General features: G+C 49.5%; 21 protein-coding genes. 10 read left to right on the top strand and 11 right to left on the bottom strand.

Features of this window, described 5'->3' with window-relative positions; translation table 11 throughout:
- Positions 1-13: 13 nt before the first annotated feature.
- The 6 genes from U740_RS09125 to U740_RS09100 all read right to left on the bottom strand — a co-directional run bounded on the left by U740_RS09125 (position 14) and on the right by U740_RS09100 (position 5,246).
- Positions 14-952 (bottom strand): cupin domain-containing protein, encoded by a 939-nt coding sequence (locus U740_RS09125; RefSeq protein ID WP_036860334.1) that lies wholly within the window; start codon positions 950-952, stop codon positions 14-16.
- Between the two features lie 67 nt (positions 953-1,019).
- Complete coding sequence (gene purB, locus U740_RS09120) at positions 1,020-2,387, bottom strand: adenylosuccinate lyase (protein ID WP_036860333.1); 1,368 nt, start codon at positions 2,385-2,387, stop codon at positions 1,020-1,022.
- An 88-nt stretch (positions 2,388-2,475) separates the two neighbouring features.
- Positions 2,476-3,102 (bottom strand): high frequency lysogenization protein HflD, encoded by a 627-nt coding sequence (hflD, locus tag U740_RS09115; protein WP_036860332.1) that lies wholly within the window; start codon positions 3,100-3,102, stop codon positions 2,476-2,478.
- Positions 3,093-4,202: a tRNA 2-thiouridine(34) synthase MnmA gene (mnmA, locus tag U740_RS09110; protein ID WP_036860331.1), complete on the bottom strand. Its 1,110-nt coding sequence runs from the start codon at positions 4,200-4,202 to the stop codon at positions 3,093-3,095. Before mnmA ends, hflD begins: the two co-directional genes overlap by 10 nt.
- Positions 4,203-4,215: 13 nt before the next feature.
- The gene (locus U740_RS09105; RefSeq protein WP_036860329.1) at positions 4,216-4,662 is read right to left on the bottom strand and encodes an NUDIX hydrolase; all 447 of its coding nucleotides are present in this window, start codon (positions 4,660-4,662) and stop codon (positions 4,216-4,218) included.
- Positions 4,656-5,246, bottom strand: coding sequence for a pseudouridine synthase (locus tag U740_RS09100; protein WP_036860327.1), 591 nt, complete (start codon positions 5,244-5,246; stop codon positions 4,656-4,658). The genes U740_RS09105 and U740_RS09100 overlap by 7 nt, the downstream gene beginning before the upstream one ends.
- A gap of 183 nt (positions 5,247-5,429) precedes the next feature.
- Between U740_RS09100 and icd the strand changes: the two genes are divergently transcribed.
- Positions 5,430-6,683, top strand: a complete 1,254-nt coding sequence (gene icd, locus U740_RS09095; RefSeq protein WP_036860325.1) for an NADP-dependent isocitrate dehydrogenase — start codon at positions 5,430-5,432, stop codon at positions 6,681-6,683.
- 64 nt (positions 6,684-6,747) lie between these two features.
- On the opposite strand, the gene U740_RS09090 is transcribed toward icd, so the two are convergent.
- Entirely contained in the window at positions 6,748-7,017 is a 270-nt protein-coding gene (locus U740_RS09090; protein ID WP_036860324.1) for a cold-shock protein, read from the bottom strand.
- A gap of 249 nt (positions 7,018-7,266) precedes the next feature.
- Here U740_RS09090 and clpS point away from each other — a divergent pair, with 249 nt between their 5' ends.
- Together clpS and clpA are read left to right on the top strand one after the other, a co-directional pair.
- The gene (clpS, locus tag U740_RS09085) at positions 7,267-7,638 is read left to right on the top strand and encodes an ATP-dependent Clp protease adapter ClpS (RefSeq protein ID WP_081890900.1); all 372 of its coding nucleotides are present in this window, start codon (positions 7,267-7,269) and stop codon (positions 7,636-7,638) included.
- A gap of 24 nt (positions 7,639-7,662) precedes the next feature.
- Entirely contained in the window at positions 7,663-9,927 is a 2,265-nt protein-coding gene (gene clpA, locus U740_RS09080; protein WP_036860323.1) for an ATP-dependent Clp protease ATP-binding subunit ClpA, read from the top strand.
- A gap of 22 nt (positions 9,928-9,949) precedes the next feature.
- Here the strand turns inward: clpA and infA are convergent, their stop codons facing one another.
- The 4 genes from infA to trxB form a co-directional block, all read right to left on the bottom strand.
- Positions 9,950-10,168: a translation initiation factor IF-1 gene (gene infA / locus U740_RS09075; RefSeq protein WP_036861763.1), complete on the bottom strand. Its 219-nt coding sequence runs from the start codon at positions 10,166-10,168 to the stop codon at positions 9,950-9,952.
- Between the two features lie 67 nt (positions 10,169-10,235).
- Positions 10,236-10,958, bottom strand: coding sequence for an arginyltransferase (locus U740_RS09070; protein ID WP_051921367.1), 723 nt, complete (start codon positions 10,956-10,958; stop codon positions 10,236-10,238).
- Positions 10,959-10,992: 34 nt separating this feature from the next.
- On the bottom strand, positions 10,993-11,709 hold the full coding sequence (gene aat, locus U740_RS09065) for a leucyl/phenylalanyl-tRNA--protein transferase (protein WP_051921364.1): 717 nt from the start codon (positions 11,707-11,709) through the stop codon (positions 10,993-10,995).
- Positions 11,710-11,711: 2 nt separating this feature from the next.
- Positions 11,712-12,662 carry a thioredoxin-disulfide reductase gene (gene trxB, locus U740_RS09060; RefSeq protein ID WP_036860322.1) on the bottom strand — a complete coding sequence of 317 codons (951 nt, stop codon included), beginning with the start codon at positions 12,660-12,662 and terminating at the stop codon, positions 11,712-11,714.
- 197 nt (positions 12,663-12,859) lie between these two features.
- Between trxB and U740_RS09055 the strand changes: the two genes are divergently transcribed.
- The 7 genes from U740_RS09055 to gorA are packed head-to-tail and all read left to right on the top strand — an operon-like array spanning position 12,860 to position 21,670.
- Positions 12,860-15,226 (top strand): DNA translocase FtsK, encoded by a 2,367-nt coding sequence (locus tag U740_RS09055; RefSeq protein WP_036860320.1) that lies wholly within the window; start codon positions 12,860-12,862, stop codon positions 15,224-15,226.
- A 27-nt stretch (positions 15,227-15,253) separates the two neighbouring features.
- Positions 15,254-15,886, top strand: a complete 633-nt coding sequence (lolA, locus tag U740_RS09050) for an outer membrane lipoprotein periplasmic chaperone LolA (RefSeq protein WP_160172065.1) — start codon at positions 15,254-15,256, stop codon at positions 15,884-15,886.
- Positions 15,879-17,213 (top strand): replication-associated recombination protein A, encoded by a 1,335-nt coding sequence (locus tag U740_RS09045; protein WP_036860319.1) that lies wholly within the window; start codon positions 15,879-15,881, stop codon positions 17,211-17,213. The genes lolA and U740_RS09045 overlap by 8 nt, the downstream gene beginning before the upstream one ends.
- Positions 17,213-17,584 carry a fluoride efflux transporter CrcB gene (gene crcB / locus U740_RS09040; protein WP_036860318.1) on the top strand — a complete coding sequence of 124 codons (372 nt, stop codon included), beginning with the start codon at positions 17,213-17,215 and terminating at the stop codon, positions 17,582-17,584. Before U740_RS09045 ends, crcB begins: the two co-directional genes overlap by 1 nt.
- Positions 17,585-17,598: 14 nt before the next feature.
- Entirely contained in the window at positions 17,599-18,885 is a 1,287-nt protein-coding gene (gene serS, locus U740_RS09035; RefSeq protein ID WP_036860317.1) for a serine--tRNA ligase, read from the top strand.
- 28 nt (positions 18,886-18,913) lie between these two features.
- Complete coding sequence (gene cysG / locus U740_RS09030) at positions 18,914-20,293, top strand: siroheme synthase CysG (protein WP_036860316.1); 1,380 nt, start codon at positions 18,914-18,916, stop codon at positions 20,291-20,293.
- A 21-nt stretch (positions 20,294-20,314) separates the two neighbouring features.
- Positions 20,315-21,670, top strand: a complete 1,356-nt coding sequence (gene gorA / locus U740_RS09025) for a glutathione-disulfide reductase (RefSeq protein WP_036860315.1) — start codon at positions 20,315-20,317, stop codon at positions 21,668-21,670.
- Positions 21,671-21,963 lie beyond the last annotated feature (293 nt).

Below are 21,963 nucleotides of genomic sequence, written 5' to 3'. Positions count from 1 at the left end.
CGAAGGTGATGCACTATTTATCGACCTGCTCTCCGTTTAAATAATGTCTGCCATCAATCGTGGCGCGTCGATCAACGTCCGCTTCATCGACCAATTCCGGGTACTTCGGTGCGGTCATGTAGCGGGCAAACCAGTCCCCTAGTAACGTTTTATCTTCCGCTATCTCCCTGAGCATGGCTTGCACCTGCTTGATGAAGGCAGGATTAATCACTTCAGTTGCCATGCCAGGCGTTAGGGGTGGGTCCCGGTAGTAGCAGCTGTTCCCCTGGGTCATCAGTTCTGTGGTGAGGTCGTCAAGCATATCGGTGAGCGATGGTGATCTGAAACCAATTGAGTAGGTGAGGCAATCATTTTCTGCGATCCCCCAATGGGAAATCCCCGGCGGCAGATAAAGCATGTCGCCTGGCTGAAGAACCCATTCATCCACTACATCAAAGGTCTGCAGGATCCGGAGTGGTGTGCCGGCTACAAGCGGTGATTGCTGATCGCAGAACTGGCCAACCTGCCAGCGACGCTGTCCCAGACCCTGCAGAAGAAACACATCGTAATAGTCGAAGTGGGGGCCGACGCTACCGCCGACCGGGGCATAACTGACCATGACGTCATCGACTCGCCAGGGTGGCAGAAAATTGAAGTGGGGCAGCAAAGCCTTGACTTCGGGCACCCACAGATCGGCGCCCTGGACCAAAAGACTCCAGCAGCTTTCAGGCAGTTGAGCGAAAATACTCTCATCAAAAGGGCCGTGCTGAAGTTCCCAGGGGCCGGACTCACCTTTTTCAAAGACTATTCGTGATTCCACCTCTTCTTCCAGAGACAGGCCTGCCAGTTCATCGGGTGTTAGAGGCGACTCAAAATTGGGGAAGGCATTCCGGATCAACAGCGGTTTTTTCTGCCAGTATTCAGCGAGAAACTCCTCAATCGACAGGTTTCCCAGAATGGATTGAATGGTCATGGCTGTCCTCACTGAAACCCGGCGGTATTCATCAAAAGTTGGGCTACCTGAAAAAACTGGACAAAAATTAGATCGCTTTCGCCTGAGTGGGGGCGTTGCCAATGTAATTGGAAGGTGTCAAAGCGAGCAGTTCGGTTTTGGCTGTTTCAGGGATATCCAGTGTGTCGACAAAGGCCTGAATGGCTTCCCGCGTGATTGCCTGCCCGCGTGTCAGGGCTTTCAGTTTTTCGTAGGGCTCCGGAATATTGTAACGCCGCATTACGGTTTGTACCGGTTCGGCAAGAACTTCCCATGCCCCATCGAGATCAGCCTCTAATCGAAGCTGATTCAGTTCCAGTTTGCCAATACCCTTTAATGTCGCCTGATAGGCAATCAGACTGTATCCGAACCCCACACCCATATTGCGCAGTACGGTGGAATCGGTGAGATCCCTTTGCCAGCGGGAAATCGGCAGCTTTTGTGCCAGATGGGTAAAGATGGCGTTGGCAATGCCCAGATTGCCCTCGGCATTCTCGAAATCTATCGGGTTTACCTTATGTGGCATGGTGGAAGAACCCACTTCTCCTGCAATGGTTTTCTGTTTGAAGTAGCCGAGAGAAATATAGCCCCAGATATCGCGGTTGAAGTCGATCAGAATAGTATTGAGCCGGGCTATCGCATCAAACAGCTCTGCAATGTAGTCGTGTGGTTCAATTTGAGTGGTATAGGGATTCCACTCCAGACCCAGGCCTGTAATGAATGTCTCTGCATTGCTTGCCCAGTCCACGGTTGGGTAAGCGGACAGATGCGCATTGTAATTGCCAACGGCACCGTTAATTTTTGCCATCAACGTTACCTGCCGAATCTGCGAGAGTTGTCGCGTTATCCGGTAGACAACATTAGCGATCTCCTTACCAATAGTCGTCGGGGAGGCGGTCTGTCCATGGGTGCGAGCCAGCATGGGGACATCGGCATAACGATGGGCCAATTCGCTCAGTTGGTGCACAATCTGACCAACCTGTGGTAGCAGGATTTGGTCGCGACCTTCTTTCAGCATCAGCGCATGGGCGATGTTGTTGATATCCTCGGACGTACAGGCAAAGTGGACAAATTCTGATACCGCCAGCAACTCCGGATTTGTTGCGATGGATTCCTTGATAAAGTACTCGACCGCTTTTACATCATGGTTGGTGGTGCGCTCTATCTCTTTGATTCTTTGAGCCTTCTGCTCATCAAAATTTTCCACCAACTGATTCAGTACTTCGTTGGCGCTATCTGAAAATGGCGGGATTTCCTTCAGGTCCGGATGGGATGCCAGCTGTTGTAACCAGCGAACTTCCACAGTCACACGGTGTTTGATTAAACCAAATTCACTGAACGCCACCCGTAGTGGCTCAGTTTTGCTGCTGTAGCGACCATCAATAGGGGAGATGGCAGTAAGTTCGGAAAGGTTCATGAGATTATCTTGTGTCCGGGTCAGAAAATCCGTAAATTTTACCCGATATGGTTGGGGTTTTCAGGGAAAGTTGCTGAGCCTCTTAAAGTTAGGTGTGCAGGGTATGAAGTTGACTGAGAAGCTGTTTGCGACTGAATATCAAGTGATAGCGTTTGCCGCCCAGTTGATGCCACAGAATGGCTGCCCTGATGCCGGCAAAAAGCAGGCAGCGTATACGTTGAGCAATAGAGTCCTGTTGCAGGTATCCCGCATAACCATTTACCTGAATGCGGTAGCGAAATGTACTGATGCTGTCCTGATAGATCTGCGCCAGATTCGCAATGACGTTGGTATGGCTGACTGAAGAGAAGTGGGCCGCCTGGCGATTGGCCTGTTCCAGCCGTTCTCCGATCATGTTGATCATGGTTTTATTGTTCAGTAGTTTTCTGGATAGGTGGATGACGCCCACGGCGTAACGTAGCGTGTCGGACTGCTTGGCGGTTGTTTGTAATGTCAGTAGTTCCTGCAGGGTTTCCATGCCCAGCTGGAGATTATCCACTGAGCCGAATACCTGTTCGGTGCTGTCCGGGTTTTGCTGAAAAAGGCTCTCGATACAGACTTGAAAACGATCTGCGGGGATTGAACCGCTTTTTGCCAGCGTTTCGACGAGCTGGCAAGCCTGAAACACGCCACTGAGTGCAATAATCTGATCTTTTGTGGGTTTTTTTAGCAGCATAACGGCTCAGTTGAGTTCCATGTGTGATTGATGACTCCACCGCCCATACAAATCTCTCCATCATAAAACACAATGGATTGTCCGGGGGTTACAGCCCGTTGTCGCACATCAAACAGGACCTGATAGCTTTCGTCATTCTTCGTGACGGTACACTCCTGATCTGATTGCCGGTAACGAACTTTGGCTTTGCATCGGAATTGGTTGTGGGCGGGTAATCCGTTGATCCAGTGGACTTCAGTAGTACTCAAGCTGTCACTGTACAGGAGTGGGTGTTCCGCCCCCTGGGCGACAATCAGTACATTCCTGGGGAGGTCTTTGCCCACCACATACCAGGGGTCATCGCTGGCACCTCGAAGACCACCAATGCCCAACCCCTGACGTTGTCCCAGTGTATGGTACATCAAGCCCTGATGAATACCGACAACAATGCCCTCCGGATTTTCGATATCGCCGGGTTGTGCTGGTATGTATTGCTCGAGAAAGTCCTTGAAACGACGTTCGCCGATAAAGCAGATGCCGGTGGAATCACGTTTCTTTGCTGTAGCCAGGCCATATTGTTCCGCAAGAGTTCGCACAGCGGGCTTTTCAAGTTCACCGAGGGGAAACAGCGATTGACAAAAAGCGGCCTCATCAACAGCGTGCAGGAAATAGCTTTGATCCTTGTTGTTGTCCAGCCCTTTCAGTAGAAAGGTTTGTCCATTGCTGTCAAGACGCCTTGCGTAGTGGCCTGTGGCGATAGAATCGGCGCCGAGAATGCGGGCGTAGTCGAGAAATGTCTTAAACTTGATCTCGCGGTTACAGAGGACATCGGGGTTTGGCGTACGACCGGCTTTGTACTCGGCCAAAAAGTACTCAAAAACGTTGTCCCAGTATTCCGCAGCGAAATTGGCGGTATGAAGGTGGATGTTCAGTGAATCTGCAACGGCCTGGGCGTCATTGAGATCTTGGCGGGCAGTGCAGTAATCGGTGCCATCATCCTCATCCCAGTTCTTCATGAACAGACCTTCCACATCAAACCCCTGCTTTTGTAACAACAAAGCAGTAACAGAAGAGTCTACGCCGCCGGACATGCCGACAATGACTTTTTTGGGTGAGTTCATAGGGGAGCGGATTTTACCGATGAGTTTTCAGTAAATCCAATGAATAGAAGATGCCTCTCCGGTAATCTTCGATTGCTTCGAGAACCATGGGGCTTCGCAGTTGTTGTCTTTTTTGTAGTATTTCTTCATAAGTCAGCCACATCGCTTCCTCTATATCCGGATCGATAACCTGTAGAGGGTCTAGTTGATCAGCATCTGCCGCAAAAGCCAGACGGTAGTAGGTTATGTCGTTTGCGGGTGCCCGAAAGGTAGTAAAGCTGATGATGGCGGTGGGTACAACATGCCAAGTAGTTTCTTCCAACGTTTCTCTGATGGCTGCTTCAATGGGTGTCTCTCCGGGTTCAACATGCCCTGCGGGCTGGTTGTATAGCTCGAGTCCATTGCGAATTTCCCTGACCATGAGAAAACGGCCCTTACGTTCAACAACGACAGCCACCGTCAGATGAATTTGATTCACCATTTTGCCCTCTTTGGGCGAAACCTGTGGTGCTTTGTGTCAGGTATGTGGATGGTTTCCCAGCGATATTGTTCAGGCAGTAGGTTTCCAAGTGTCCAGCTCCCAATTGCAACCCTGATCAGTCTCAGTGTGGGAAAGCCGGTTGCCGCAGTCATCCTGCGCACCTGTCTGTTTTTACCTTCTGAAATTTGCAATTCTATCCAACTGGTAGGCTGATTTGGTCGTTGCCTTATGGGCGGATTTCGTGTCCAGAGCTGCGGTGGCTCGATCAGCTTGGCTGAGGCGGGCTGAGTGATGCCGTCTCTCAGCTTCACGCCCCGTATCAGTTGAGCTAATGCCGGTTGCGTTATTTCACCCTCGACCTGTGCCCAGTAGGTCTTTTTCAGTTTGTGTCTCGGATTGCTGATGATTGCTTGTAGTTTGCCGTCATCTGTTAACAGGAGCAGACCTTCCGAGTCATGGTCCAACCGTCCAGCAGCATAAATGTTTGGCTGCTGCAGGTAATGCCCCAGTCCCGGGTGCCCGTCACAATCAGAGAACTGGCTCAAGACACCGAAGGGTTTATTGAAGAGCAGGAGATTAGCCATGGATTGGATGCATATTTTTTGAGACTAAAATGCCCTGAAGCTATGTAAATCAACTACAAGAGCATATGTGTTTGTGATAACATCTTATGCGTTTCTAAAGTTATACAACAATAAAACCAAGAATTATTTGTTTCAAACCCTACAATAACGCACTAGTAACCTACCCAACATATGGAGCCAACAATGGGATATCAGCACATCCAGATACCAACTGATGGTGAAAAAATTACAGTCAATTCCGATTATTCTCTCAATGTTCCCAGCAACCCCATTATTCCGTTCATCGAAGGTGACGGTATCGGTGTAGACATCACGCCAGTGATGGTAAAAGTTGTAGATGCTGCCGTTGAAAAGGCTTACGCGGGGAGCAAGAAAATTTCCTGGATGGAAGTTTATTGCGGCGAGAAAGCTGCAGAAATTTATGATGGTGACTGGTTTCCCGCCGAGACGCTGGATGCCATCAGAGAGTTTAGTGTTTCAATCAAAGGTCCATTGACAACACCGGTGGGTGGAGGTTTTCGCTCATTGAATGTGGCTCTGCGCCAAGAGCTCGACTTGTATGTATGTCAGCGCCCGGTTCGCTGGTTCCAGGGTGTTCCTTCACCGGTCAAAAAACCAGGTGAAGTAGACATGTGTATCTTCCGTGAAAATTCGGAAGATATTTATGCAGGCATTGAGTGGCGTGCAGGCACTGATGAAGCCAAAAAAGTCATTAACTTCCTCCGCAATGAAATGGGCGTGACCAAAATCCGCTTCCCGGAAAATTGTGGTATCGGTGTCAAACCTGTTTCAGAACAGGGCACCAAGCGCCTGGTCAGTAAAGCCATTCAATATGCGATTGATCAGGATAAATCTTCTGTCACCCTGGTTCACAAGGGTAATATCATGAAATTCACCGAAGGTGCTTTTTGTGATTGGGGCTTTGAAGTGGCCAGAGATGAATTTGGCGCGAAACCACTGGATGGAGGGCCCTGGCAGGTCATGAAGAACCCGAATACGGGTAAAGAAATTGTTATCAAGGAAGTGATTGCAGATGCGATGTTGCAACAGGTTCTTTTGCGTCCGGCTGAATATGATGTCATTGCCACACTTAATTTGAATGGTGACTATCTATCGGACGCGCTTGCTGCTCAGGTGGGTGGTATCGGTATAGCCCCGGGTGCCAACCTCTCTGATAATATTGCGATTTTTGAGGCTACCCATGGTACTGCACCCAAATACGCTGGCCAGGATAAAGTTAACCCCGGCTCACTGATTCTCTCTGCTGAAATGATGCTTCGGCACATGGGCTGGAATGAAGCCGCTGATTTGATAATCAAAGGGATCGAGGGCGCGATTTCCGAGAAAAAGGTCACATACGACTTTGAGCGTCTCATGGATGGCGCAACCTTGTTGTCGTCATCGCAATTTGGCGATGCGCTGATCGCCAGAATGTAAGCTTTGTTATTAAAAACCCCCGGCTCAGGAATGAGCCGGGGGTTTTTTTATGACCAGGAAGGCATTAATCATTTCCATTTTCTGAGTGTTCACCGGATTCAGGTTCTGTCGGGGTAACCTCTTTGTCGTTGATCAAAGGCATAATATTGGAGGCATGCAGGCCTTTTTGGCCCTCTGCGAGATCAAATGACACTTCTTGGCCAGCTTTTAAGGTTTTATAGCCTTCCATGTTGATTGCTGAGTAGTGGGCAAAGACATCACTCACGCCATCTGATGACAGAATAAACCCGTAGCCCTTAGCATTATTAAACCACTTGACTGTTCCTGACGGCATACTCAACCTCTCATCGGGTTTTCTATTGTAAGCATGGCTGTTATACAGCCGCAGGTTATAACCCTGCTAATTCAATAGCATTTATAGTGTTTATTTTTTGCTCAAGGGCGTTTTCTATAATGAAAAACTGATCAAGTCAAGTCTCCCATAATCGCAAAAAATCGACATAAACTTATTCTTAACACTAGAATAGGGCCGCAGATAGCGTATTAATATGTAAGATAGAAGCTGTTGATTCCGACAAGATTTATGAAAATGAGCTTAAAGATTTATTTTGGTGAAAAAGACGATGAGCAACAGGAGTGGCAACACAATACCGCTGCTGTTGTCGAAGCAGCATCACCTGAACTCAAACGCCCAAAGAGATACAAGGTGGTTCTGTTTAATGATGATTATACTCCGATGGAGTTTGTTGTAGGGTTACTGGAAATCTTCTTTGGCATGAATCGTGAGGTGGCGACGCGGGTAATGCTGAAGGTCCATTTGGACGGCAAGGCCGTATGTGGTGTATACACAAAGGATGTTGCAGAAACCAAAGTTGCACAAGTGAATGATTATGCCAGGAAGAATGAACATCCATTACTTTGCGAAGTAGAACCCTCGGAAGATGATGATCTCTAAAGTAGAGTTTAAAGGTATCGATATATGTTAAGCAGAGAGCTTGAGCTCAGTCTGAATAAGGCTTTTAAAGGGGCCCGTCACAAACGCCATGAATTCATGACGGTAGAACATCTACTGCTCGCGTTGCTGGACAACGAGTCAGCACTCAAGGTATTGAGAGCCTGTGGTGTTGACATCAATGTGCTTCGCCACGACCTAGATGAGTTTATTGAGTCTACAACACCGATAATCCCCGATGAGCTTGATGAAAGGGACACTCAGCCAACACTCGGTTTTCAACGTGTTCTTCAGCGCGCCGTATTTCATGTGCAATCCTCCGGTAAAAACGAGGTGCAGGGCGATAATGTACTGGTTGCGTTATTCAGCGAACAGGAAAGTCAGGCCGTGTACTTCCTCCGTCTGCAAAATGTAGCCAGAATCGATGTGGTTAACTATCTCTCCCACGGAATTTCCAAATACGCAGACCAGTCGGAGCAGCACGATGGTGAGTCTCCTCAGGAAGAAAGTACCGCGGATGCAGAAAACAACAGCAGTAGTCTGTTGGAGCAATTCACCACTAATTTAAATGCCCAGGCCAGTAAAGGCTATATCGATCCCCTCGTGGGGCGTGTTGAGGAAGTGGAGCGTGTCTGCCAGGTGCTGGCTCGTCGCCGCAAGAATAATCCGCTACTGGTCGGTGAAGCCGGTGTCGGTAAAACGGCTATTGCTGAAGGCCTCGCTAAAATGATCGTCGAAGAGAAGGTGGCAGATACACTTCGTAATAGCGTTGTCTATGCCCTTGATCTTGGGGATTTGTTAGCCGGCACAAAATACCGTGGTGACTTTGAGAAGCGTTTCAAAGGCGTGCTTGCTGAACTTCGCGAAAAAGAAGGTGCTATCCTCTTCATTGATGAGATTCATACCATTATCGGTGCTGGTGCCGCTTCCGGTGGTGTTATGGATGCCTCAAATTTGTTAAAGCCACTTTTGACCTCCGGAAAAATCCGTTGTATCGGTTCTACTACATTCCAGGAATACCGCGGCATTTTTGAGAAAGACAGGGCTCTGTCTCGTCGCTTCCAGAAAATTGATGTGTCTGAACCCACTGTTGAAGAGACTGTGGGTATTCTTAAGGGGCTCAAGTCCCGTTTTGAAGAGCATCACAAGCTGAAGTTTACCCAGGCTGCCCTGAAAGCCGCAGCAGAACTGTCTGCACGCCACATTAATGATCGTTTTTTGCCAGACAAGGCAATAGACATTATTGATGAAGCAGGTGCCTATCAGCAGTTACAACCGCCTTCGAAACGAAAAAAAGTTGTCGGTGTTGGTGATGTTGAGGCGATTGTCGCGAAGATGGCAAGAATTCCGCCAAAAAGTGTCTCTGCCTCAGACAAGGAGCAACTGAAAGGCCTCACAGACAAGCTGAAAATGGTAGTTTTTGGCCAGGATGAAGCGATTTCTGCACTTTCTACGTCGATCAAACTGGCCCGTGCAGGTCTTCGGGAAGGTGAAAAGCCTATTGGGTCTTTTCTGTTTTCCGGGCCGACAGGGGTGGGTAAAACCGAGGTGTCGAAGCAATTGGCTGAAGTGCTGGGTATCGAATTACTGCGTTTTGACATGTCAGAGTATATGGAGCGGCATACTGTCTCCAGGCTGATAGGTGCGCCCCCGGGGTATGTGGGTTTTGACCAGGGCGGGCTGTTAACAGATGCTGTGACTAAAAATCCTCATGCTGTTGTTTTGCTTGATGAAATTGAAAAGGCCCACCCGGAGGTTTTCAATCTTTTATTACAAGTGATGGACCACGGAACACTTACTGATAACAATGGGCGAAAGGCCGATTTCAGAAATATCATTCTGATTATGACGACCAACGCCGGTGCCGAAGAGATGAGTCGCAGCTCGATTGGTTTTACCACACAGGACCATACAACAGATGGCATGGCTGCGATTACCAAACTGTTTACACCGGAGTTCAGGAATCGCCTTGATGCGATTATTCAGTTCAAGTCTCTGGACAGTAGCGTGATTCATACCGTGGTTGACAAGTTCCTCAGTCAGTTGCAACAACAACTGGATGACAAACGCGTGTTGCTCGAAGTTGATGACGAGGCGAGAGACTGGTTAGCGAAACGTGGCTATGATGAGAAAATGGGTGCTCGCCCCATGGCTCGTTTGATACAGGAAAAAATCAAGAAGCCACTGGCAGAAGAAGTGTTGTTCGGCAATTTATCTTCTGGAGGCGTTGTACACGTTTCTGTATCGGAAGACGGTGAGTTGCTGATTGAGACAGAGGTTGAAGAGGCTTGATTATGGGGTCAAAAGGGTCGGATTAGCGAGCACGATAGGTGATACGACCCTTGCTCAGGTCATAGGGTGTGAGTTCGACCTTGACTTTGTCTCCGGTCAGGATGCGTATGTAATTTTTGCGCATTTTTCCGGAAATATGTGCTGTAACAATGTGCCCATTCTCCAGTTTTACGCGAAAGGTTGTATTGGGAAGTGTGTCTACCACTTCTCCTTCCATTTCAATATGATCTTCTTTCGACATGCTGCCTGTATTCTCCGCGAACGGTTTCTTCTGGAAGTGGCGCATTCTGCCTGAAAATCGAGTAATGTCAATTCATTGGTGCCCATTCACCATCCCTGAGCAACTCTAACGGTTGATATCTGTCCTTGTAAGCCATTTTTGGACTGTCTTTTATCCAGTATCCCAAGTAAAGGTAGGGAAGCCCCAGCTCTCTTGCCAACATGAGTTCTGCCAAAATCGAGAAAGTGCCAAGGCTGCGCTTCGATAACCCTGATGAGTAGTAAGTGTAGATGGCGGATAGGCCGTCATTTAGAATGTCCACTAGACCTGCCGCGACCAGCTCACCCTTTAAGCGAATCTCCATCATGGCGCTATAGTCATGAATATTGCTGATGAAGTCACGATATTGACCAACAGTCGGCGGATACATATCACCGTCAGCATGGCGGCTGTCGAGGTACTGTCGGTAAAGAGGGTAGTGTTCGCTTTCGTTGACCATACGGGTCAGCCAAATACTGAGGTCACCATTCTGCTTACGGCACCGACGCTGTTGGCGGTTGGGCTTAAATTGCGCCACCGGGATCCTTGCAGGAATACAGGCGTTACAATGCTTACAGCGAGGAGCATAGATATACCGTCCACTGCGACGAAAACCCATGCCAGACAGGTAACTGTAGAGATTTTTGTCAACCCTTAGACCGGGATCTACAAACGCTGTTGTCGCTTGTTGATTTTGAAGATAACTACAGGCATGTGGCTCAGTCAGGAAAAGTCTGATGGCCTTGACATCTGGCGAAATATCCCTGGACATAATAATACTGCTTAACTTGGTGAGTGTTGTCTTGTCAGTTTAAACCCACAGGGGAGTTATGCCCAAAATTTCCGTCGAAAGGTTTGTCCTTCAATATCTGTAGCTGATCTAGGAAGGCTGCTCGCGGAATGCTTGTTGCACCCATCGAACGCAGGTGGTCATTACTGATCTGGCAATCGATCAAAGAAGTTCCCCCTTGGCGGCACATCATTTCAGCTAGTGTCACAAGGGCGATTTTGGACGTGTCCTTAATCAGGCTGAACATCGACTCGCCGCAAAACACACGTCCTATCAGGACGCCATATAATCCTCCTATAAGTATATTGTTTTGCCAGATTTCGACCGAATGTGCATGACCTTCTCGATGAAGTGCATTGTAGGCGTTCTTAATTTCGTGGGTAATCCAGGTTCCCCTGAGGCTGTTAGACCTGAGGGCGGCACAGAGCTCAATAACTGACGAAAAAGCCGTGTTAGTACGTACTTGGTAGTTACTGCGTTTTATTGACTTCTTTAATGATCGTGAAATGTGTATCTGTTCCGGGTAAATAACTGCCCGGGGGTCGGGAGACCACCATAATATAGGTTGTCCATGCTCGTACCAGGGGAAAATACCCTGACGATAGGCGGACAAAAGGGTCGTTGTTGTAAGGTTCCCGCCAATAGCCAGTAGCCCTGCTGGTTCTTTCAAAGCCTTTTCAGGGCTTGGAAAAACCGGGTTCCTGTTATCAAGCGGGGTTAACTTTTTTTGCATTATCAAGCTGACGTGTCAAGATATTTTTCGGCATCCAGCGCCGCCATGCAACCGGAACCGGCAGAAGTGACGGCCTGACGATACACATGATCGGCAACATCGCCAGCGGCAAAGACGCCGTCTATGCTGGTGGCTGTGGCATTTCCATCACTACCTCCGTGAACAATGATATAGCCATTTTTCATCTCGAGTTGGTCTTTAAATATATCCGTATTCGGTTTGTGGCCAATGGCAATAAATACACCCGATAAGGCAATGTTTGTAGCCTTGCCATCAAGCGTGCTCACCGCGCGCAACCCTGTAACCCCTGTCTCATCACCCAGTACTTCGTCCAGAGTGTGATTCCAAAGGAGTTTGATATTACCGTTCTTGGCGCGCTCAAAGAGCTTATCCTGTAATATTTTTTCGGAGCGCAGGGTCTCTCGCCGATGAATCAGTGTGACCTCACTGCAGATATTTGACAGGTAAAGCGCTTCCTCGACAGCTGTATTCCCACCGCCGATAACAGCGACTTTTTGTCCGCGGTAGAAAAAGCCGTCACAAGTGGCACAGGCGCTTACGCCTTTGCCCATGAACGCTTCCTCCGATGGCAATCCGAGGTACTGTGCGGAAGCCCCTGTGGCAATAATCAGTGCATCGCAACTGAAGGCTTGACTGCCCCTTAGCAAAAACGGGCGCTGTTTCAAGTCAACATGCTCAATATGATCAAAAATGATGCGTGTATCAAAGCGCTCAGCGTGAGCCTGCATACGCATCATCAAGTCAGGCCCCTGCACACCCTCGGCATCGCCAGGCCAGTTATCCACATCCGTGGTCGTGGTCAGCTGGCCCCCTTGCTGCATGCCGGTAATAATGACCGGGTTGAGATTCGCGCGGGCAGCATAGACAGCAGCAGTATAACCGGCGGGTCCGGAGCCGAGGATGATCAGTTTATGGTGTTGTACAGCCGACATATATAAAGGTTTCCTGCAGAATTGGGTTTCAGTTAGGCCCAAAGAGCCATTGGTTATCATAAAGAATGGAACACAGCATACAAAATAGCATTTCTCTATGGGCGAAATATACCGGGATTATGCGGTCTCGCATCGCTGGTATTTCAACTTGCTGCCATTACAATAGCGAACAGCAATGAAAAACCTGGAAGGCCCAGTTGAGTAGAGAGAAGCAGCAACCAAAAACCCGAGATTCTAGTGGTGAGCAGTCACCCTCCAGGGGGCAGCTCATTCTGAGAGAGGGTGCGCTCATTGGCTGGCTGTCTGTTTGTGCATATCTGTTGCTGGCGTTTATCAGTTATACCCCGAGCGATCCTGGTTGGTCGCATACCGGTGTTGAGAACCGGGTCGAAAATGCTGCAGGGCCAATGGGAGCCTGGCTGTCGGATGTATTTTTTTCCCTGTTTGGCTATATTTCCTATCTTTTTCCGATTTTGCTGGCCGTGCGGGCATGGGGTGTATTCCGCGCCTATCGTCAGCAGCGGGGCGGTTTTGACGGCGTCGTCTTTGCATTGCGTATTCTGGGGCTGATCCTCGTGATGTCCTGTGCCACCTCGCTCGTTGCCTTGCACTATGGCAGTGTGCCAACTTCGCTACCCTTTGGGGTCGGCGGTATACTGGGAGCATCTGTTTCTGCTGCAGCGTCTACAGCCTTCAGTTTTGTCGGCAGCACATTAATCCTTTTGGCTATATTTCTATTTGGTCTTACGGTATTTACAGACTTGTCATGGATGGCATTAATTGATGGCGCGGGACGGCTTACCCTGCGAGGACTTGAGTTGGTGCGTCATAGCATTGCCGATTACAAGGCTCGTCGGGAAGAAGCCCGGCATGCGGAAGTCGCCCAATCTCACCGGCGCGAGGTGAAAGCCAAAAGGGCGGCAAAAGAGGCAATGCGCATTCCTCCCACTATTCAGACACCGGTGAAGCAGGAATCCGTTAGTGTCCGCGTGCAAAAAGAGCGACAAAGCCCACTTTTTGACGAACCAGTCAGTGGCAGCTTACCCCCTATCAATTTGTTGGATAAAGTGGATAAAAGTGGTGATAAGGGCTATTCGAGAGAATCCCTTGAAGCGATGTCCCGACAACTGGAGGTGAAACTTCAGGATTTTGGTATCAGTGCCGAAGTGGTTGAAGTATTGCCGGGACCGGTAGTCACCCGTTTTGAACTGCAGCCTGCAGCTGGCGTAAAAGCAAGCAGAATCAGTAATTTGGCAAGGGACTTGGCCCGTTCTCTGGCGGTTGTCAGCGTCAGGGTTGTAGAGGTGATTCCCGGCAAATCAGTAGTTGGCATTGAGATACCCAACGAGCACCGTGAAATTGTCCGCCTTGCAGAGGTGTTGTCTTCGGAGACCTACGAACACGCCAAATCTCCGCTAACACTGGCTTTGGGAAATGATATTTCAGGCTTTCCCATCGTCGCCGACCTGGGGAAAATGCCTCACCTGCTGGTGGCGGGTACCACGGGCTCAGGGAAGTCGGTTGGCATTAATGTGATGTTGCTGAGTCTTCTCTACAAGGCTGGTCCGGAAGATGTACGGCTGATCCTGGTAGACCCAAAAATGTTGGAGCTATCGGTTTACGAGGGGATCCCCCATTTGCTGACGCCGGTGATCACCGATATGAAGGATGCTGCCAGTGGTCTGCGCTGGTGCGTCGGAGAGATGGAACGCCGCTATAAATTGATGTCTGCCATGGGTGTGCGGAATCTGGCCGGGTTTAACCGGAAAGTCGCTGACGCCGCTGCCGCAGGAAAATCCATTCCTGACCCATTGTGGCGCCCCGATGAAAATGCCAGTTTGTTTTCGGAAGAGGGGGGGCAGACACCGCCGGATCTCGAAAAACTGCCCTATATCGTAGTGGTCATTGACGAATTTGCAGACATGATGATGATTGTCGGCAAGAAAGTGGAACAGTTAATCGCCCGTATTGCGCAGAAGGCGAGGGCAGCTGGGATTCACTTGATTCTTGCCACGCAACGTCCATCAGTCGATGTTATAACAGGACTGATCAAGGCCAATATCCCGACCCGCATCGCATTCCAGGTCTCTTCCAAAATTGATTCAAGAACTATCCTCGATCAGGGTGGCGCAGAACAGCTACTGGGGCACGGGGATATGCTATATCTACCCCCGGGCACCAGCGTGCCAATCCGGGTACATGGTGCATTCGTGGATGACCATGAAGTTCATAAAGTGGTTGCAGACTGGAAGCGCAGGGGGGAACCCCAGTATCTTGACGACATTACGGATGAGGGAGCGACCAGCTCAATTATGGTTCCTGGATTTTCTTCAGAGAGTGGTGATGCAGACAGTGATGGCGAGTCTGATCCGCTGTATGACGAGGCGGTAGCTATCGTTCTGAAAACACGCAAGGCGTCCATCTCATCCGTGCAGAGAAAATTGCGTATTGGCTATAATCGTGCTGCACGATTGATAGAACAAATGGAAGTTTCTGGTGTGGTGAGTGAAATGGGGACCAACGGTAATCGGGAGGTCCTGGCACCCGGGGCAGGGAGAGACTAGTGGACATCATTGATGAGGCTGGCACAGTTGAATAGAGTTTGGCAGTCGCTTTTCCTGCTTTTCATGTTGTTGATCAGCACTGCGCTCTTTGCTGAAGGTGCGGCAGATGCCGCCCAAAAGCTGCGTGCACAACTGATTGATCTGAATACGCTGGATACAGCGTTTATTCAGACCGTTTATGCCACTGAAGGTGATCTCCTGCAGCAAACCTCAGGCCAACTTCAGGCTGCCAGGCCAGGCCAGGTGCGATGGGAAACAGCCCCACCCATGGAGCAATTGATTGTTTCTGATGGCACAACGCTCTGGCTGTTTGATCCCGATCTTGAGCAGGTAACTGTTCGGTCTTTTAGTAATGATCTTAGCCGAACGCCGGCAGTCCTTTTTATTGGTGATCTGGCTGCGCTTGAACAGACTTATCAGGTGTCTGTGGAGCACGGCCAGCTGTCGGTTTTCACCTTGATTCCACTGACGGATGACAATCTCTATGAAAAGCTGACGCTCAGTTTTGCTGGCAAGAAACCCACTGGCATGAAACTCTGGGATGGTCTGGGCCAACGCACTGAAATCGAGTTCTCTAATACTGAATTGAATTGCCAGCTATCTCCCGAGTTGTTTACATTTATACCACCGGAGGGGGTTGATATTCTCCGCGATGACTAGTGATCTGTTCGCCCGGAATATCGTCCAGCCACTGGCAGCCCGAATGCGCCCGCGTTCGCTTGAGGAGTTTGCCGGGCAAGCACATTTGATAGGTGAAGGGCGGTCTCTTCGTGAGGCAATCCAATGTGGCCAACTACATTCAATGGTCTTTTGGGGTCCTCCAGGGGTGGGCAAAACCACTCTCGCACGCCTAGTGGCCAATTCTGTGGATGCCCACCTGGAAGCGGTTTCTGCCGTTTTGGTCGGGGTAAAAGAGATCAGGGCTGCGATTGCTCAGGCCCAAGCGATTCGTGATCAACAATCCCGCCGGACGATACTTTTTGTTGACGAAGTACACCGTTTCAATAAATCACAACAGGATGCTTTTTTACCCTATGTGGAAGATGGCACTATCGCACTGATCGGCGCAACCACGGAAAACCCATCTTTTGAGCTGAACAATGCATTGCTTTCGCGTTGCCGCGTATACGTTTTGCGCAGTCTTGATACTGTGCAACTGACACGCATCATTCAACATGCCCTGAGTGATACTGAAAGAGGCTTGGGCGCAGGAAAGTTCGATATTGCAGAGGATGCCGTACAGTTACTGGTGGCTGCTGCGGATGGCGATGCCAGAAAAGCCCTGAATCTGCTGGAAATTGCCAGTGATCTCGGGAACGACGGACAGATCACTCGGGAAACGGTAGAAGAAGTATTGCTGGGTGATACCCGTCGCTACGACAAGGGTGGGGAATACTTTTATGATCAGATTTCCGCACTACACAAGGCGGTAAGAGGCTCATCACCGGATGCTGCACTCTATTGGTATACACGCATGCTGGATGGTGGCTGTGACCCTCTTTACATCGCCCGCCGTGTGGTAAGAATGGCCAGTGAGGATATTGGCAATGCTGATCCGCGAGCTTTGAGTATTGCCCTTGATGCCTGGCAAACCCAGGAGCGTTTGGGTAGTCCCGAGGGCGAGTTGACTATTGCCCAAGCTGTTCTCTATCTTGCGGCAGCCCCCAAGAGCAATGCTGTTTATCAGGCCTTTAATCAGGCCAAAGATGATGTGCGCAGAATGCCAAGCCATGATGTTCCCCTGCATTTGCGAAATGCACCCACAGCGCTGATGAAATCCCTTGATTATGGCGCAGAATATCGTTATTCGCACAATGAGCCAGGGGCCTACTCACCCGGAGAAAATTATTTTCCCGAGGCGCTCAAAAACAAGCAGTACTACTTCCCTTCAGACCGGGGGTTAGAGAAACAGATTGCCGAAAAACTACGCCATCTTCGTACTCTTGATGGAGCGAGCACTGTCAAACGTTATCAGGGGAATGATTGATGCAATGGCTAGTGGTTGCGGCTGGCGGTGCGCTGGGGGCAATGGCCCGCTTTGGTGTGAATCTGCTGGTCTTTCCCCTACTGGGCAATCGTTTTCCTCTTGGTACTTTGCTTGTTAATGTGGCAGGTTCTGTATTAATGGGTGTTTTTTATGTGCTCATCATAGAGCGTGGCATACTGCCCGCCGCATTAAGGGATCTGTTGATGGTGGGTTTTATTGGCGCATTTACGACATTTTCAGCCTTCTCGCTTGATACGCTTGCTTTGTGGCAAAATGGCCACCTTGCGCTCGCTGGCGCCTATGTTTTTCTGAGCATCGTCTTATGCTTGGCTGGAACCCTGGTTGCCATTGTGCTGACTCGTTTGCTTTAGGACTTTCCCTCCTCATGCTGGATCCCAAATACGTTCGTTCTCAACCAGAAACTGTGGCCGCTGCACTGGCAGTAAAGGGTTTCACTCTGGATGTCGAAAAACTCAATCAACTGGGGGCACTGCGTCGTGACCTTCTGGAAAAAGCTCAATCACTGCAGGCCGAAAGAAATGCCTACGCAAAAATTATGGGTAAGGCGATTGCCGAGGCTAAGGCGCGAGGCGAGGATATTGCACCTCTTAAAGCGAAGGGTGAGTCGTTAAAAATTGCTGCTTTGAAAGCTGACGATGCGCTCGACGCTGTTCAGGAACAACTGGATGATTATTTGCGCAATGTACCCAATATCCCCGATCAGGAAGTGCCGTCAGGCAGGTCAGAGGAGGACAATGTAGAGATTCGTCGCTGGGGCGAACCCAGAACTTTTGATTTTGACGTGCGGGATCATGTGGATCTTGGTGAACGTTGTGGTCTGCTCGATTTTGAAACAGCCACCAAGATCACCGGTTCCCGTTTCTCCGTTATGCGCGGGGATATTGCCCGGTTACATCGCGCACTGATCCAGTTCATGCTGGACACACATACGCTCGAGCACGGTTACCAGGAAATCAATGTGCCGTATATCGTCAACAGCGAGTCCTTGTTTGGTACTGGCCAGTTGCCGAAATTTGAGGAAGATCTCTTTAAGTTAACCGATGATCGCGACCTCTATCTGATCCCGACGGCCGAAGTTCCGGTGACCAATGTCTTTCGCGACACGATTCTCGATGCGGCTCAATTGCCAATAAAGTTTGCCTGTCACAGTCCCTGTTTTCGCAGCGAAGCTGGCAGCTACGGCAAGGATACGCGTGGCATGATACGACAGCATCAATTTGAAAAAGTGGAGTTGGTTCAGTTTGTCCACCCGGAAAAATCTACCGAAACACTGGAGCAGTTGACCGGCCACGCAGAACTGGTCTTGCAGAAGCTGGAGCTTCCATACCGAACTATTATCCTCTGTGGTGGCGACCTGGGCTTTTCAGCCGCTCGAACCTATGACATTGAGGTGTGGCTGCCATCTCAGCAGCGTTACCGGGAAATTTCATCCTGTAGTAACTTTCGTGATTTTCAAGCCCGCCGGATGCAGGCCCGCTGGCGCAATCCGGAGACCGGCAAACCAGAATTGCTGCATACCCTGAACGGCTCTGCACTGGCTGTGGGCCGTACGCTGTTGGCTGTGATGGAAAATTACCAGCAGTCAGATGGCACCATCATCATTCCCCAGATATTGCGGCCCTATATGGGTGGTCAGACCAGTATTGGCTGATTGGGCGTCTTAGAGCCAGAGTTTAACCATGGACCTGTTACCGTTATTTCATAATCTCCGCGATAGGCGCTGTGTCATGGTTGGTGGCGGCGAAATAGCCCTGCGAAAGCTTCGTCAGCTAATTGCTGTTGGCGCTGCTATTGAGGTAATTGCACCAGAGATTAATTCATCCATTCAAAAACTGGCCCGTGAATTTTGCCTGACACTTGTAAACCGTGAGTTTGAGGATGCTGACCTCAATGGAGCGGTCTTGGTGGTTGCGGCCACGAATGACACAGCGGTTAACAGGCGTATCTCAGCGCTCGCCCAGACCAAGAACATTCCTGTCAACGTGGTAGACAGCCCTGAACTGTGTAGCGTCATTTTTCCCTCTATTGTTGACCGGTCACCAGTACAAATTGCCATCAGCAGTGCGGGTACCGCGCCGGTGTTAGCGAGAATGCTTCGTACCCGGCTGGAATCATCAATCCCGTCTGGTTATGGCAAGCTTGCTGCATTGGCGGGAAAATATCGTGATCTGGTTAAGCGTAAAATAGCTGATGGTCTTTCTCGTAAAGCTTTCTGGGAAGATGTTTTTGAAGGTGACATTGCTGAATTGGTTTACGCAGAAAAACTGGATGAAGCCGAGAGTCGCATTCAGCAGAAATTAGCTAATCCCGCTTCGAAAAAACTCGGAGAGGTGTATCTGGTTGGAGGCGGGCCGGGCGATCCGGATCTTCTGACATTTCGTGCACTGCGCTTGATGCAGAAGGCAGATATCGTCCTTTATGACCGGTTGGTTTCAAAGGAAGTGTTGGCGCTGGTGCGCCGTGATGCAGAGTTGGTCTATGTGGGAAAAACTGCTGGAGACCATCCGGTTACGCAGGATAATATCAATGAAAAGCTTGCTGAATATGCCCTGCAGGGCAAACGTGTTTTGCGCCTGAAGGGAGGCGACCCTTTTATTTTTGGCCGTGGTGGCGAAGAAATTTCACACCTGGCGGAATATGGAATTCCTTTTCAGGTTGTACCGGGTATAACAGCCGCCTCAGGTTGTGCCAGCTATGCGGGCATACCCCTGACCCACCGGGATTATGCACAGTCGGTGCGCTTCATAACAGGCCACCTGAAAGACAATTCACTGGATTTGAACTGGCAGGATCTTGTTTCACCCAACCAGACCCTGGTGTTTTATATGGGGCTCAGTGGACTGGAAAGTATTTGCCGAGAGCTGATTCGACGCGGAAAGGCAGCCGGGACACCGGCAGCTCTGATAGAGAAGGGCACAACTGCCAATCAACGGGTCTTTATTGGCGACTTAAAAACTTTGCCAGATAAAGTTCGTGAAGCCAATGCCAAAGCCCCCACCTTGATCATTGTGGGTGATGTGGTCAAACTTCACGAGAAACTGTCCTGGTTTAAACAATAAACCTGAAATTGAGGAGAAATCATGGCTGACCATGATGTTGACCTGTTTGTGATTGGTGCTGGTTCTGGCGGAGTAAGAACAGCACGCATGTGCGCCCAGCAGGGGCTGCGAGTCGTGGTAGCCGAATCCCAGTATCTTGGTGGGACCTGCGTCAATGTCGGCTGTGTTCCCAAAAAACTTTTTGTATATGCATCGTCGTTCCGCGAGGAGTTTCGTACTGCCAAGGGCTTCGGTTGGCATGTGGGTGAGTCAAGTTTCGATTGGCCCACCCTTCGGGATAATAAAAATCGTGAAATCCAGCGGCTCAATGATATCTACGGCAATTTACTTGATAAGGCCGGTGTGGAGCTGGTTGAAGGTTGGGCCAAAATCCTCGGACCAGACAGTGTTGAAGTAAATGACCAGGTATACCGGTGCAAAAAAATATTGATTGCCACGGGGGGTACACCCTTTGTGCCGGACTTACCCGGTAAAGAATACGCCATTACATCTAATGAAGCTTTTTATCTGGATAGCCTCCCTGAGCGCATAGTGATCGTGGGTGGCGGCTATATCGCCATTGAATTTGCCGGGATATTCAATGGGCTCGGCGTTGACACTCACTTATTGTATCGCGGTGACCTGTTTCTTCGTGGTTTTGATCAGGATGTGCGTGAAGTGCTAAAGGAGGAAGTTGAAAAACAAGGTGTTACACTTCATTTCTCAACTGAAATCGAGAATATAGAAAAAATGGATAACGGTCTTTTCAGGGCAGTCCTCAATAGTGGTGACAGTATTGAAGCAGGCCTTGTGATGTATGCGACAGGTCGCCACCCAAACATTGACGGACTTGGCCTTGAGAATACAAGCATTGAAACCCGCTCCAATGGTGCGATCATTGTAGATGACTATTTCCAAACGGCAGAACCATCAATTTATGCCATTGGTGATGTCATTGGTCGAGTTGAATTAACGCCCGTCGCCATTAACGAGGGTATGGCACTGACTAAAACTCTTGTCACCGGTGTCCCCACGACGATTGATTATACAAATATTCCCACAGCCGTATTCAGTCAACCCAATACGGCATCTGTCGGATTGACGGAAGAGCAGGCCAGAGGGCAATACGGCGATAACATACGTATTTATCGCAGTAGATTCAGAGCGATGAAAGAGACACTGGGCGGCGGAGACGGGAAAGTCTTTATGAAACTGATAGTTGTCAATGACAACGACAGGGTGGTTGGTTGCCACATGGTGGGTGAGGGTGCCGGTGAAATCATCCAGGGAATCGCGATTGCTGTAAAAATGGGTGCTACCAAAGCGGATTTTGATGCCACTATAGGTATTCATCCCACTGCAGCTGAAGAATTTGTGACCATGCGTGATGCAAGGTAGGAAATAATACATCCCCATTGGATCGACGACCTGTTCGCTTGTTCAAAAAATCAGCCTAGATTCTCCCTTTTTGTAAAGAGGGTTGGTGAGCGTGCGGGTCTTCTGCCCCTCAGGGGAAGAAAATCTACTAACCTAGTATACCCAGCATTATATTCATTTATGCTCTTTGCCTATTTCAGAAAATCTATTTTTTCATGGCATCGGCAGCACCGAAGATATCCGTATTAGCTTTAGCTTGAATCGCCACTAATTTTCTAGACACCTTTCGGTTAGATAAACTAACCCAAAGAGAG

It is taken from the genome of Porticoccus hydrocarbonoclasticus MCTG13d (assembly GCF_000744735.1).
GTDB lineage: Bacteria > Pseudomonadota > Gammaproteobacteria > Pseudomonadales > Porticoccaceae > Porticoccus > Porticoccus hydrocarbonoclasticus.
This window is presented reverse-complemented; position numbering and strand designations above follow the sequence as displayed.

Bases quoted from the DNA above. Each gene is read 5' to 3' on its own strand.
- U740_RS09125 (WP_036860334.1), bottom strand. From the start codon at position 952: ATGACCATTCAATCCATTCTGGGAAACCTGTCGATTGAGGAGTTTCTC.
- purB (WP_036860333.1), bottom strand. From the start codon at position 2,387: ATGAACCTTTCCGAACTTACTGCCATCTCCCCTATTGATGGTCGCTAC.
- hflD (WP_036860332.1), bottom strand. From the start codon at position 3,102: ATGCTGCTAAAAAAACCCACAAAAGATCAGATTATTGCACTCAGTGGC.
- mnmA (WP_036860331.1), bottom strand. From the start codon at position 4,202: ATGAACTCACCCAAAAAAGTCATTGTCGGCATGTCCGGCGGCGTAGAC.
- U740_RS09105 (WP_036860329.1), bottom strand. From the start codon at position 4,662: ATGGTGAATCAAATTCATCTGACGGTGGCTGTCGTTGTTGAACGTAAG.
- U740_RS09100 (WP_036860327.1), bottom strand. From the start codon at position 5,246: ATGGCTAATCTCCTGCTCTTCAATAAACCCTTCGGTGTCTTGAGCCAG.
- icd (WP_036860325.1), top strand. From the start codon at position 5,430: ATGGGATATCAGCACATCCAGATACCAACTGATGGTGAAAAAATTACA.
- U740_RS09090 (WP_036860324.1), bottom strand. From the start codon at position 7,017: ATGCCGTCAGGAACAGTCAAGTGGTTTAATAATGCTAAGGGCTACGGG.
- clpS (WP_081890900.1), top strand. From the start codon at position 7,267: ATGAAAATGAGCTTAAAGATTTATTTTGGTGAAAAAGACGATGAGCAA.
- clpA (WP_036860323.1), top strand. From the start codon at position 7,663: ATGTTAAGCAGAGAGCTTGAGCTCAGTCTGAATAAGGCTTTTAAAGGG.
- infA (WP_036861763.1), bottom strand. From the start codon at position 10,168: ATGTCGAAAGAAGATCATATTGAAATGGAAGGAGAAGTGGTAGACACA.
- U740_RS09070 (WP_051921367.1), bottom strand. From the start codon at position 10,958: ATGTCCAGGGATATTTCGCCAGATGTCAAGGCCATCAGACTTTTCCTG.
- aat (WP_051921364.1), bottom strand. From the start codon at position 11,709: ATGCAAAAAAAGTTAACCCCGCTTGATAACAGGAACCCGGTTTTTCCA.
- trxB (WP_036860322.1), bottom strand. From the start codon at position 12,662: ATGTCGGCTGTACAACACCATAAACTGATCATCCTCGGCTCCGGACCC.
- U740_RS09045 (WP_036860319.1), top strand. From the start codon at position 15,879: ATGACTAGTGATCTGTTCGCCCGGAATATCGTCCAGCCACTGGCAGCC.
- crcB (WP_036860318.1), top strand. From the start codon at position 17,213: ATGCAATGGCTAGTGGTTGCGGCTGGCGGTGCGCTGGGGGCAATGGCC.
- serS (WP_036860317.1), top strand. From the start codon at position 17,599: ATGCTGGATCCCAAATACGTTCGTTCTCAACCAGAAACTGTGGCCGCT.
- cysG (WP_036860316.1), top strand. From the start codon at position 18,914: ATGGACCTGTTACCGTTATTTCATAATCTCCGCGATAGGCGCTGTGTC.
- gorA (WP_036860315.1), top strand. From the start codon at position 20,315: ATGGCTGACCATGATGTTGACCTGTTTGTGATTGGTGCTGGTTCTGGC.